The sequence below is a fragment of the Pseudonocardia oroxyli genome, from assembly GCF_900102195.1.
Taxonomy (GTDB): Bacteria; Actinomycetota; Actinomycetes; order Mycobacteriales; family Pseudonocardiaceae; genus Pseudonocardia; species Pseudonocardia oroxyli.
The window spans coordinates 364993-377197 of the sequence record NZ_FNBE01000004.1 but is presented as its reverse complement, the minus strand read 5'-3'; the positions used below and the strand labels follow the sequence as shown (position 1 = coordinate 377197).

Annotated in this window: 10 protein-coding genes; 9 read left to right on the top strand and 1 reads right to left on the bottom strand. The window is 73.9% G+C overall.

The features are described 5' to 3' along the window. The first annotated feature begins 50 nt into the window (after positions 1-50). Both BLS43_RS08840 and recG read left to right on the top strand, forming a co-directional pair. Positions 51-1565 carry a DAK2 domain-containing protein gene (locus BLS43_RS08840; protein WP_093080083.1) on the top strand — a complete coding sequence of 505 codons (1515 nt, stop codon included), beginning with the start codon at positions 51-53 and terminating at the stop codon, positions 1563-1565. After that, positions 1562-3781 (top strand): ATP-dependent DNA helicase RecG, encoded by a 2220-nt coding sequence (gene recG / locus BLS43_RS08835; protein ID WP_093079670.1) that lies wholly within the window; start codon positions 1562-1564, stop codon positions 3779-3781. Before BLS43_RS08840 ends, recG begins: the two co-directional genes overlap by 4 nt. Before the next feature lie 12 nt (positions 3782-3793). On the opposite strand, the gene BLS43_RS08830 is transcribed toward recG, so the two are convergent. Next, positions 3794-4663 (bottom strand): hypothetical protein, encoded by an 870-nt coding sequence (locus BLS43_RS08830; RefSeq protein WP_093079665.1) that lies wholly within the window; start codon positions 4661-4663, stop codon positions 3794-3796. Between the two features lie 212 nt (positions 4664-4875). Here BLS43_RS08830 and BLS43_RS08825 point away from each other — a divergent pair, with 212 nt between their 5' ends. The 7 genes from BLS43_RS08825 (at position 4876) to rpmF (ending at position 12202) form a co-directional block, all read left to right on the top strand. Then, on the top strand, positions 4876-8253 hold the full coding sequence (locus BLS43_RS08825; RefSeq protein WP_093079662.1) for a pyruvate carboxylase: 3378 nt from the start codon (positions 4876-4878) through the stop codon (positions 8251-8253). A 64-nt stretch (positions 8254-8317) separates the two neighbouring features. Next, positions 8318-8893, top strand: a complete 576-nt coding sequence (gene rsmD / locus BLS43_RS08820) for a 16S rRNA (guanine(966)-N(2))-methyltransferase RsmD (RefSeq protein WP_093079658.1) — start codon at positions 8318-8320, stop codon at positions 8891-8893. Continuing rightward, positions 8890-9372 (top strand): pantetheine-phosphate adenylyltransferase, encoded by a 483-nt coding sequence (gene coaD, locus BLS43_RS08815; RefSeq protein ID WP_093079654.1) that lies wholly within the window; start codon positions 8890-8892, stop codon positions 9370-9372. The genes rsmD and coaD overlap by 4 nt, the downstream gene beginning before the upstream one ends. An 89-nt stretch (positions 9373-9461) precedes the next feature. Beyond that, positions 9462-10208, top strand: a complete 747-nt coding sequence (locus tag BLS43_RS08810) for a DivIVA domain-containing protein (RefSeq protein ID WP_093079650.1) — start codon at positions 9462-9464, stop codon at positions 10206-10208. A gap of 175 nt (positions 10209-10383) precedes the next feature. Continuing rightward, positions 10384-11436 (top strand): MinD/ParA family ATP-binding protein, encoded by a 1053-nt coding sequence (locus tag BLS43_RS08805; protein WP_093079645.1) that lies wholly within the window; start codon positions 10384-10386, stop codon positions 11434-11436. Then, on the top strand, positions 11433-11987 hold the full coding sequence (locus BLS43_RS08800) for a YceD family protein (protein WP_093079640.1): 555 nt from the start codon (positions 11433-11435) through the stop codon (positions 11985-11987). The genes BLS43_RS08805 and BLS43_RS08800 overlap by 4 nt, the downstream gene beginning before the upstream one ends. Positions 11988-12019: 32 nt before the next feature. After that, the gene (rpmF, locus tag BLS43_RS08795) at positions 12020-12202 is read left to right on the top strand and encodes a 50S ribosomal protein L32 (protein ID WP_093079637.1); all 183 of its coding nucleotides are present in this window, start codon (positions 12020-12022) and stop codon (positions 12200-12202) included. The last annotated feature ends 3 nt before the right edge of the window (positions 12203-12205 follow it).

The window sequence follows — 12205 nt, the reverse complement described above, 5'->3', positions numbered from 1 at the left end:
CGTCCAGGGTAATCGACGGGCTCCGGTGCCCGGTAACTAGGGTGGGTCCCGTGCCCACCACGCTCGACCACGCCCTCCTCCGGCGCTGGGCCGAGGCCGCCGTCGCGGGCCTGGAGGCACGCCGCGCCGAGCTCGACGGGATCAACGTCTTCCCCGTCGCCGACGCCGACACCGGCACGAACATGCTGCTCACCATGCAGGCGGCGCTCGCCGCGTTCGACCCGGCCGAGCCGGGCCCGTCGCTGGCCCGCGGCGCGCTCCGCGGCGCGCGCGGCAACTCCGGGACCCTGCTGTCGCAGGTCCTGCGGGGGATCGCGGAGGAGGCGGAGCTGGGCGCGGGGCTGCGCCGCGCGCTCACGCACGCCACCGCCGCCGTCGCGGAGCCGCGTGCGGGCACGATCCTCAGCGTCCTCGAGGCCGCCGCCGAGGCGGGGGACGACCCGCGGGCGGTCGCCGACGCCGCGCACGTCGCCGTCGGGCGGACCACCGGGCAGCTCGCCGAGCTGAGCCGCGCCGGCGTGGTGGACGCGGGCGGGCTGGGGGTGGCCGTGGTGCTGGACGCGCTGGTCACCGCCAGCTCCGGGGAGGCCCCGGTCCGGGAGCCGACCCGCGTGGTGCGCCCGCGGGCCGCGTTGACGACCGCGCGCGAGACGGGCTCGGCGGAGTACGACCACGAGGTCATGTATTTGCTCGACCGCACGAGCGAGGAGGCCGTCACCCGGCTGCGGACCGTGCTGGCGGCACTCGGCGACTCCGTCGTCGTGGTCGGGGACGGCACCGGCACGTGGAACGTGCACGTGCACTGCTCGGACGTCGGCGCCGCGATCGAGGCCGGTGTCGAGGCGGGCCGGCCGCACCGGATCACGGTGCTGCGCTTCGACTCCGCCACCGCGCGCTTCCGCCGACCCCGCGCCGTGCTGTTGGTGGTCAGCGGCCCGGACGTCGCGGGGCTGGTGCGCGCGGCGGGCGCGGACGTCCTGGAGGCCAGGACCGGGCACACCGTCACCGGTCGGCAGCTGCTGGCGGCGGTCGAGGAGACCGGCGCCGCGCACGTCACGGTCATGACCTGCGACGCGACCCTGTTCGGCTTGGCCGCGCGGGTCGCCGCCGAGGCGCGGGACGCGGGCCGGGAGGTGGTCGTCGTGCCGACGACGTCCGTGTCGCAGGGCCTCGCCGCGCTCGCCGTGCACGACCTGGACCGCAACGCGGCGGACGACGTCGTCGCCATGGCGGAGGCCGCCGCGGGCACGCGCACCGGCGCCCTGGTCGTCGCCGAGGCGGAGGCGCTGACCTGGGTGGGGCGCTGCGCCCCCGGTGAGGTGCTGGGGATGAGCGAGGGCGAGGTCGTGCTGATCGCCCCCGACCTGAGTGTCGGTGCCCTGTGGTTGGCTCACCGCATGCTGACGGCCGGTGGAGAGCTGGTGACCGCGTTGCTGGGGGCGGATGCGCCCGCCGACCTGGGCGAGCGTCTGGAGGAGGACCTGCGGCGGACCCACCCCGAGGTGGACGTCGTGGTGTACCGGGGCGGGCAGGTGGACTTCCCGTTGGTGGTGGGGGTCGAGTGAAGGTCGATCTGGACACGCGGCTGGTGGACGTCCTGGGCGCCACGACCGCGAAGGCGCTGGGCGGCAAGCTGGAGCTGCACACCGTCGGCGACCTGGTGCGGCACTACCCGCGCCGGTACGTCGAGCGCGGGAAGCTCTCCGACATCGCGGGCCTGGCGGTGGGTGACCACGTCACGGTGATCGCGACCGTGGCGTCGGCCACCACCCGGAAGATGCAGAACCGGCGGGGCACGCTGATGAACGCCACGATCCGGGACGCGAAGGGCGCCGAGATCGCCTGCACGTTCTTCAACGCCTACAAGGTGCAGGGGATCATCAAGGTCGGCGCCACGCTGATGTTCTCCGGCACGGTGTCGGTCTACCGGCGCGGCCGGACCTCGCAGCTGCAGCTCACCCACCCCGAGTTCGAGGAGCTGGAGGAGGACTCGGCGGACCGCCCCTTCATCTCGATCTACCCGGCCACCAAGGGCGTCCCCTCGAGCGCCATCGCGCGGTCGGTGCGGCAGGTCCTCGCGGTGCTGGACGACCCGACCGACCCGCTGCCGCGTGAGCTGCGCGAGGAGCACGGGCTCGCCCCGCTCGGCTCGGCGCTGCGCCGGATCCACGTGCCGCAGTCCGAGGCCGAGCGGCACGCGGCGAAGGCCCGGCTGGTGTGGGACGAGGCGTTCGGCGTGCAACTGGCCCTGTCCCTGCAGCGGGAGCGGTCGCTGCAGCGGCCCGCCGCGGCGTCGCCGCGGATCGCGGGCGGGCTGCGCGAGGCGTTCGACGCCCGGCTGCCGTTCACGCTGACCCCCGGCCAGATCGCCGTGGGGGACGAGATCGCCGCGGACCTGGCCCGGCCGCTGCCGATGAACCGGCTCGTCCAGGGAGACGTGGGCGCGGGCAAGACCATCGTGGCGCTGCGGGCGATGCTGCAGGTCGTCGACTCGGGGCGCCAGGCCGCGATGCTGGCGCCCACCGAGGTGCTGGCGACCCAGCACGCCCGGTCGCTGCGGAGCATGCTCGGGCCGCTGGGCATCGAGGGCGAGCTGGGCGCGGCGGACGGCGCCACCCGGGTGACCCTGCTCACCGGGTCGATGTCCACGGCCGAGCGGCGCAAGGCGCTGCTGGACATCCAGTCCGGGGCCGCGGGGATCGTCGTCGGTACGCACGCGATCATCGAGGACACCGTGGGGTTCGCGGAGCTGGGCCTGGTCGTGGTCGACGAGCAGCACCGCTTCGGCGTGGAGCAGCGGGACAAGCTGCGCGGCCGCGGCGAACGCACCCCGCACCTGCTGGTCATGACGGCCACGCCGATCCCGCGCACCGTCGCCATGACCGTCTACGGCGACCTGGAGATCTCCGCGCTCACCGAGCTGCCCAAGGGGCGCTCCCCGATCAAGACCACCGTGGTGCCCGCGGGGGAGAAGCCCTCCTGGCTGGAGCGGGTGTGGACGCGGATCCGCGAGGAGGTCGCGGGCGGGCACCAGTGCTACGTCGTGTTCCCGCGGGTGGGCGGGGAGTACGCGACCACCAAGAAGGCCTCGTCCTCCTCCTCCTCCTCGTCCTCGTCCTCGGAGGAGGAACCGGATCTCGACGACGACGGGGGCGAGGAGCGCCGCCCCCCGCTCGCGGTGGAGGACGTGGCCCCGCAGCTCGCCGAGGGGCCGCTCGCCGGGCTGAGCGTCGGGATCCTGCACGGCAAGCTGTCCGCGGAGGAGAAGGAGCTCCGCATGCGGGCCTTCGACGCGGGCGAGACGGACGTGCTGATGGCGACGACCGTGATCGAGGTCGGCGTGGACGTCCCGAACGCCACCGGCATGATCATCATGGATGCGGACCGGTTCGGGCTCTCCCAGCTCCACCAGCTGCGCGGGCGCGTCGGGCGCGGCTCGGCGCCGGGGGTGTGCCTGCTGGTCACGGACATGCCCGCGGGCACCACCGCCCGGGAGCGCCTGGACGCGATCGCCTCCACGACCGACGGGTTCGAGCTGGCCCGGCTGGACCTGGAGCTGCGCCGCGAGGGGGACATCCTGGGCTCGCAGCAGTCCGGCACCCGCTCGGGCCTCAAGCTGCTGTCCCTGCTCCGCCACGAGCAGGTGATCAGCGAGACCCGTCTGGTCGCCGCCCGTCTGGTCGCGGCGGACCCCGGCCTCGCCCACCACCCCGACCTGCGCGCCCTGGTCACCGAGACCGTCGGCGACGAGGCCGCCGCGGCCTACCTCGACAAGGTCTGACCCGCGGGGTGGTCAGGCGGAGAGGTGGCCCCGGCCGTCGTTCTCCAGGGCGGCGACGGCCTGTTTCGGCAGGTGCAGGACGCCCGCACGTTCGAGCTTGGCCAGCTCCGAGCGGGCCATGGCGTAGGCGGCGTGGCGTTCGGCGTCGTTGTCGGAGTCCCGCGCGGTGGTGAGGAGCTTGATGGCCCGCTCCACCGACGACCGCTCCGCCGACGACAGGGTGGAGTGCCGGATGCGTTCGGCGGCGTCCTGCGCCGCCTCCCACGCCCGCACGGCCCGGTCGACCGCGGCCACGAACGCCTCGGCGTGCGCGCGGTCCGCGGGGCGGGTGTCGGTGTCCAGCGCCTGGGCCTCGGCGAAGGCCTCGACGAACCGGCCGGTGCTGGGCACCGAGACGTCCGCGAGGGCGGGCAGGCGCAGCACCGCCATCGCGTCGCACTCGAACGCCGTGTACTCGACCCGCAGCGCGTCGAACCGCTCGCGGGCCCGCTCCCACGGGGGTGCCGCGGCGCGCGGGGCCGCGGCGGCCTGTGGGGGGCCGACCCGGCGCCGTCCGGCCCGCTGGGCGGTGATCGCGATGACGGCGAGCAGGAACAGCGGGGAGATCGAGACCGCCGCGAAGGCGGTGAAGGCCGCCGCGCTGCCCAGCGCCCCGACCATCAGCACGATCAACGGCAGCGCGATCCACGGCGAGGGCACCGCCATGCCCGGCCGCAGCGGCGTGCCGGTGTGGTAGCGCCCCCGCGGGGCGGCCGCCCGCCGGACGCGCCGGGCCGTCCGCTCCCCGGGTGAGAACCCGCCGCCCCACCGGTCGGCTCCGCGGGCTCCGCCGCGGCGAGTGCCCGGTCCGAAACCGCCCGGGTGGTGCGGACGCCGTGTCATCTCTCCTTGGTACCCCAGGATGGTGGTCGACGGCATCGGCCGAGGTGGGGAATGCCCGCAGATCTCAGGACGATCTCAGGGTGCGCAGTGCGCACCTCGCGGTTTCACCACGCGGATCAGCGGTCGACCACCCGCGGGTGGGCTGTCTAGTCTCACCGAGTCCCCGGCGCCGTCGCGGGGAGACGTCAGCGTCCGACGGAACGAGGAGCCGGATGTTCTCGAAAGTCCTGGTGGCCAACCGTGGTGAGATCGCCATCCGCGCGTTCCGTGCCGCGTTCGAGCTCGGCGTGTCGACGGTGGCGGTGTTCCCCTACGAGGACCGCAACTCGCTGCACCGCGCGAAGGCGGACGAGTCCTACCTGATCGGCGAGCGCGGCCACCCCGTCCGCGCGTACCTGTCGGTGGACGAGGTCATCAAGGCCGCGCAGAAGGCGGGCGCGGACGCCGTCTACCCCGGCTACGGCTTCATGTCCGAGAACCCGGACCTGGCGGCGGCGTGCGCGGAGGCGGGGATCACGTTCGTCGGCCCGCCCGCGGACGTCCTGCACCTCACGGGCAACAAGTCCCGCGCCGTGGCCGCCGCCCGCGAGGCCGGGGTGCCGGTGCTGGCCTCCTCGGCCCCCTCGACGGACGTCGACGCGCTGGTGGCGGCCGCGGAGGAGATCGGCTTCCCGATCTTCGTCAAGGCCGTGGCGGGCGGCGGCGGGCGCGGCATGCGCCGCGTCCAGACGCCCGAGGACCTGCGGGACGCCATCGAGGCGGCCTCCCGCGAGGCGGAGTCGGCGTTCGGCGACGGGACGGTGTTCCTCGAGCAGGCCGTGGTGAACCCGCGGCACATCGAGGTGCAGATCCTGGCGGACGCCGAGGGCAACGTCGTGCACCTCTACGAGCGGGACTGCTCGGTGCAGCGGCGCCACCAGAAGGTGGTGGAGATCGCGCCCGCCCCGAACCTCGACCCGGAGCTGCGGGACCGGATCTGTGCGGACGCCGTGAACTTCGCCCGGCGGATCGGCTACCGGAACGCGGGCACCGTCGAGTTCCTCGTCGACGAGCGCGGCAACCACGTCTTCATCGAGATGAACCCGCGCATCCAGGTGGAGCACACCGTCACCGAGCAGGTCACCGACCGGGACCTGGTGATCGCGCAGCTGCGCATCGCCTCCGGCATGACGCTGCCGGAGCTGCGGCTGACCCAGGACGAGATCGTCCTGTCCGGGGCGGCCCTGCAGTGCCGGATCACCACCGAGGACCCGGCGAACGGCTTCCGCCCGGACACCGGCGTCATCTCCGCCTACCGGACCCCCGGCGGCCCCGGCGTGCGACTCGACGGCGGCACCGTCCACGCGGGCGCCGAGGTCTCCGCGCACTTCGACTCGATGCTGGTCAAGCTGACCTGCAACGGCCACGACTTCGCCAACGCCGCCCGCCGCGCCCGGCGCGCCATCGCGGAGTTCCGGATCCGCGGCATCGCGACCAACCTGCCCTTCCTCGCCGCGGTGCTCGACGACCCGGACTTCCAGGCGGGCGGGGTCACCACCAGCTTCATCGAGGAGCGCCCGCAGCTGCTCAAGGCCAAGCCGCCCGCCGACCGCGGGTCGCGGATCCTGCAGTTCCTGGCCAACACCACGGTGAACCAACCGAACGGGCCGCGGCCCGAGGTCGTCGAGCCGGTCGACAAGCTGCCCCCGGTGGACCTGGGCGCCGCCCCGCCCGCCGGGTCGGCCCAGCTGCTCGCCGAGGTGGGCCCCGAGGAGTTCGCCCGACGGCTGCGCGCCCAGACCGGCGTGGCGGTCACCGACACCACCTTCCGGGACGCCCACCAGTCGCTGCTCGCCACCCGGATCCGGACGAAGGACCTGGTCGCGGTGGCGCCGTACGTCGCGCGGCTCGCCCCGCAGCTGCTCAGCCTGGAGTGCTGGGGCGGTGCCACCTACGACGTCGCGCTGCGGTTCCTCGCCGAGGACCCGTGGGAGCGGCTGGCCGCGATCAAGGCCGCGGCGCCGAACATCTGCACCCAGATGCTGCTGCGCGGGCGCAACACCGTGGGCTACACGCCGTACCCGACCGAGGTGACGGACGCGTTCGTCGCCGAGGCCGCGGCCACCGGCATGGACGTCTTCCGGATCTTCGACGCGCTCAACGACGTCTCCCAGATGCGCCCGGCCGTCGACGCCGTGCGGGCCACCGGGACGGCCGTCGCGGAGGTCGCGCTCTGCTACACCGCGGACCTGTCCGACCCGGCCGAGCAGCTCTACACCCTCGACTACTACCTGCACCTCGCGGAGGAGATCGTCGAGGCGGGCGCGCACGTGCTGGCCATCAAGGACATGGCCGGGCTGCTGCGCCCGCCCGCCGCGCGCAGGCTGGTCACGGCGCTGCGCGAGCGCTTCGACCTGCCCGTGCACCTGCACACCCACGACACCGCGGGCGGCCAGCTCGCCACCCTGCTCGCCGCGATCGACGCCGGGGTGGACGCCGTCGACGGGGCCGTGGCCTCCATGGCGGGCACGACCTCGCAGCCGTCGCTGTCGGCGCTGGTGGCGGCCACCGACCACAGCGACCGGGAGACCGGGCTCTCGCTGCAGGCCGTGTCGGACCTGGAGCCGTACTGGGAGGCGGTGCGCAAGGTCTACGCGCCGTTCGAGTCCGGGCTCGCCTCGCCGACCGGCCGGGTCTACCACCACGAGATCCCCGGCGGGCAGCTCTCCAACCTGCGCCAGCAGGCCATCGCGCTGGGCCTGGGGGACCGGTTCGAGCTGATCGAGGACTGCTACGCCGCGGCCGACCGGATGCTGGGCCGCCTGGTGAAGGTCACGCCGTCGTCGAAGGTGGTGGGCGACCTGGCCCTGCACCTGGTCGGCGCGGGGGTGACCGCGGCGGACTTCGAGTCCGACCCCGCCAAGTTCGACGTCCCGGACTCCGTGATCGGCTTCCTGCGCGGCGAGCTCGGCACCCCGCCCGGCGGATGGCCGGAACCCTTCCGCACCCGCGCGCTCGAGGGCCGCTCCCCGGAGGCCGCGCAGCCCGACCTGACGATCGACGACCGCCGGGGGCTGCGGGACGACCGCCGCCGCACCCTCAACCGGCTGCTCTTCCCGGGCCCGACGCGGGAGTTCGAGGCGCACCGCGAGTCCTACGGCGACACCAGCGTGCTGTCGTCCAAGGACTTCTTCTACGGCCTGGAGCCGGACCTCGAGCACACGGTGACCCTCGAGCGGGGCGTCACGCTGCTGATCGAGCTGGAGGCCGTCTCCGAGGCCGACGAGCGCGGGTACCGCAGCGTCGTGACGACGATGAACGGGCAGCTGCGGCCCGTGTCCGTGCGGGACGAGTCGGTGCAGACCGAGGTCAAGGCCGCCGAGAAGGCCGACCGCGGCAACGACCGCCACGTCGCGGCGCCCTTCGGCGGGGTGGTGACCCTGCAGGTCGAGGAGGGCGACCCGGTGTCCGCGGGCCAGACCGTCGCGACCATCGAGGCGATGAAGATGGAGGCGAGCATCTCCGCCCAGCGCGGCGGCATCGTCGCGCGCCTGGCCATCGGCCAGGTACAGCAGGTGGAGGGCGGCGACCTGCTCCTCGAGCTCGGCTGACGCCCCGTGAGTGGTAAGTAGTGCCCCAGCACCACTTCCCACTCACGAGCGCCGGAGGCGCGGTTTGACCAGGATCATCGCCGGACAGGCCGGGGGGCGGCGGCTCACGGTGCCGTCCGAGGGCACCCGGCCGACGTCGGACCGGGTGCGGGAGGCGCTGTTCTCCGCGCTGGAGCACGACCCGGGGCTGTCCGGCGCCCACGTGCTCGACCTCTGCGCCGGGACCGGGGCCCTCGGGCTCGAGGCGCTGTCGCGGGGTGCCGCGTCCGCGACGTTCGTCGAGATGGACCGGCGGGCGGTGGGGGTCCTGCGGAAGAACCTCGCCGTCGTCGGGCTCGGGGGAGACGTGCGCTACGGGCCCGCGGGGACGGTGCTGGCGGGCGACCCGCCGCGCCCGCACGATCTCGTCTTCGTCGACCCGCCCTACGCCGAACCGGACTCCGCCATCGCCGGGTGGCTCTCCACCGGGCTGCGGTCGGGGTGGATCGGGGAGGGGACGGTCGTCGTCGAGCGGTCCCGCTCGCGCGAGCCCTTCCCCTGGCCCGCGGGGTACGCGGGGGTGCGTGAGCGACGTTACGGGGACACCGTGATCCACGTCGGCGACTGTTACGGTCCCGGCATGGCTGGTGAGACGCGATGAGGCGGGCCGTCTGCCCCGGATCCTTCGACCCCGTGACGCTGGGCCACCTGGACGTGATCGGCCGGGCCGCGGAGCTGTTCGACGAGGTCGTCGTCGCGGTTCTGATCAACAAGAAGAAGCAGGGCATGTTCGCCGTCGAGGAGCGGATCGCCATGCTGAACGAGGTCACGGCCGATCTCCCGAACGTGCGCGCCGACTCCTTCCACGGCCTGCTCGTGGACTACTGCCGCGCCCACGAGATCAAGGCGATCGTCAAGGGCCTGCGCGCGGTCACCGACTTCGACTACGAGCTCCAGATGGCGCAGATGAACCAGCGGCTGTCCGGTGTCGACACGCTGTTCATGTCCACGAGCCCCGAGTTCAGCTTCGTCTCCAGCTCGCTGGTCAAGGAGGTCGCCACGTACGGGGGTGACGTGGCCCACCTCCTGCCACCGTCGGTACACCGGCAGCTCGTGGAGCGCATCGCGGAGCGCGCGTAGGCACGGCCTCATCCCCCGATCGGAACTTGACACGCCCTGCGTGCGGCCAATACGGGGAACCCGGCTGCGCCGGTGAGAGGATCGGCCGCGTGTACAGGGTCTTCGAGTCGCTCGACGCGCTGGTGACGGTGGTGGAGGAGGCGCGCGGCGTCCCCATGACCTCCAACTGCGTGGTCCCCCGCGGCGACGTGCTCGACCTGCTCGACGACGTCCGCGAGGCGATCCCGGCCGAGCTCGACGACGCCCAGGACGTCCTGGACCGCCGCGACGAGATCGTCGGTGAGGCCGAGCGCGAGGCCGAGGAGACCCGGACGGCGGCGACCACCGAGTCCGACGAGCTGCTCGCCGACGCCCGCGCCGAGGCCGAGCGGCTCGTGAGCGAGGCCCGCGAGGAGGCCGAGCGCACGCTGGCCGAGGCCCGCCACCAGGCCGACACCATGATCGCGGACGGCAGGCAGGAGTACGAGGAGGTCACCGCGCGCGCCCGGCACGACGCGGACCGCCACGTCGAGGCCGGCCGCGCCGCGCACGACCGCTTCGTCGCCGAGGGGCAGCAGGAGCAGGCCCGCCTGGTCTCCCAGACCGAGGTTGTGCGGGCCGCCCACGCCCAGTCCGCGCAGATCATCGACACCGCCGAGGGCGAGGCGGACCGCCTGCGCCAGGAGTGCGACGGCTACGTCGACGCCAAGCTCGCGGAGTTCGAGGACACCCTCACCAAGGCCCTGACCACGGTCAGCCGGGGCCGCAGCAGGCTGTGGAAGGGCGGCTCCCCGAACGGCACCCCCGCCCCCGCCGTGTACGGCCGCACGGGCACCGGGATGGACCTGATCGACTGAGCCTCGCGGCGTCCCGCGCGTCACATGATCCACTGCTCGGGCGCGAGACGGTCGATTTCCGACCGCTCCGCACCCGACGAGTGGATCATCGCCCGATGCGCCACCTGTTGCCAGTCGATCACTATTCGGTCAACCGGAGCAGAACTGGCGGGCGCTCGGGCTAGTCTTCGCCGCCATGCAGCCCCGGCACGAGCCCGATCCGGAGACCTGGTGGGAGCGGTACGGCCACCGGCTGCAGGGCGAGCCGGTGGGGCCCGTCGCCGGATCCCCGGGGGAGACCGTGTCCGAGAGTGCCGAAGCGCCGCCCGCCCCGTTCGACGCCGACGCGCTCCTGCGTACCCGCGGACCCGTCCCGGACCGCGGGTGGCGGCGGTGGCTGCACGGCGTCACGCTCGGGCGGGTCGACCCCGGCCCGAGCCCGGCGCAGCTCGCGGCGCAGGAGCGCCTGAAGCGGGTCCGCAGCCACCTCGCGGGGACCCATCGGGTCGCCGTGACCAGCATCAAAGGCGGCGTCGGCAAGACGACGGTGACCGCCTGCCTCGGGCTCGCGCTGGCCGAGCACCGCGGCGACCGGATCCTCGCCCTCGACGCCAACCCGGACGCGGGCACCCTCGCCGAGCGACTGACCGGGCACAGCGACCGCACCGTCCGCGACCTGCTGAACGACCTGGACCACGTGGACTCCTGGACCGCCGTCTCGCGCTACACGAGCCTCGCCGGGCGGCTGCAGGTGCTGGCGTCGGAGCAGGACCCGGCGGCGGGGGAGGCCTTCACCCGGGACGAGTACCTGCGCGCCGACGCGGTGCTGGCCCGCTTCTTCAGCGTGATGCTCACCGACTCCGGCACGGGGATGGTCCACTCCGCGATGGCGGGCACGCTCGACCGGGCGGACTCCCTGGTCGTCGTGGGGGCGCCGACGGTCGACGGGGCCGGGCGGGCGAGCAAGACGCTGGACTGGCTGCGCGCGCACGGCCACGGCGAGCTGGCGCGGGAGGCCGTCGTCGTGCTGGTGGGGGCGCCGAGCCGGGAGATCGACGGGGAGGGTCTGCGGGAGCACTTCGCCGCCCGCGTCCGCAGCGTGCTGGAGATCCCGCACGACCCGCACCTCGCGACGGGTGGGCGGATCGACCCGGCCCGGCTGCGGCCCGGCACCCGGGAGGCGTTCCTGGAGCTGGCCGCGGCCGTCGCCGAACGGTTCCCGGCGCGCGTATCCTCGACGCCGACATGAGCACTCAACCGAATCCCTGGCTCTTCTCCGTTCGCGAGATGGGCCGCCGCCCGGGCATCATGCGCACCGCCACCCGCACCATCGCGGCCCCCGGGGCGGACGACCCCGACGCCGCCATCGGGCTGGTCGGGGTGCTCGCCGTGCCGCCGGGCAGCGACATCGCGCTGGACCTGCGCCTGGAGTCCGTCTCCGAGGGCGTGTACGTGTCCGGCACGGCGTCGGCGCAGCTGACGGGGGAGTGTTCGCGCTGCCTCGACGAGCTGGCCGAGGACGTGGTGGAGCGGATCGAGGAGCTCTTCGCCTACCCGGACTCGCTGACCGAGGAGACGACGGACTCGGACGAGATCCCGCGCGTCGTCGACGACCACGTGGACCTCGAGCAGACGGTGCGGGACGCGATCGCCATCGACCTGCCCATGGCCCCGCTGTGCAGCGAGGACTGTCCTGGTCTGTGCCCCGAGTGCGGGGAGAGGCGGGCCGATCTCGGGCCCGACCACCGGCATGAGACACTGGATCCTCGGTGGGCCGCTCTGCGTGAGCGCCTTTCCTGAGACAACCCTCGTAGAACAGTAGGAGAACTGCCGTGGCCGTACCCAAGCGCCGGATGTCGCGGTCCAACACGCGCTCTCGCCGGGCGCAGTGGAAGGCCACCGCGCCGTCCCTCGTCGCCTGCAGCAACCGCGCGTGCCGTGAGCCCAAGCTCCAGCACATCGCCTGCCCCGTCTGCGGGCAGTACGACGGCCGCCAGGTCGTCCGCCCCGCCTGAGTC

What these genes read in the sequence shown, in the direction of transcription:
- BLS43_RS08830 (WP_093079665.1), bottom strand. Translation starts at nt 4,663, where the DNA reads ATGACACGGCGTCCGCACCACCCGGGCGGTTTCGGACCGGGCACTCGC.
- BLS43_RS08825 (WP_093079662.1), top strand. Translation starts at nt 4,876, where the DNA reads ATGTTCTCGAAAGTCCTGGTGGCCAACCGTGGTGAGATCGCCATCCGC.
- coaD (WP_093079654.1), top strand. Translation starts at nt 8,890, where the DNA reads ATGAGGCGGGCCGTCTGCCCCGGATCCTTCGACCCCGTGACGCTGGGC.
- BLS43_RS08805 (WP_093079645.1), top strand. Translation starts at nt 10,384, where the DNA reads ATGCAGCCCCGGCACGAGCCCGATCCGGAGACCTGGTGGGAGCGGTAC.
- BLS43_RS08800 (WP_093079640.1), top strand. Translation starts at nt 11,433, where the DNA reads ATGAGCACTCAACCGAATCCCTGGCTCTTCTCCGTTCGCGAGATGGGC.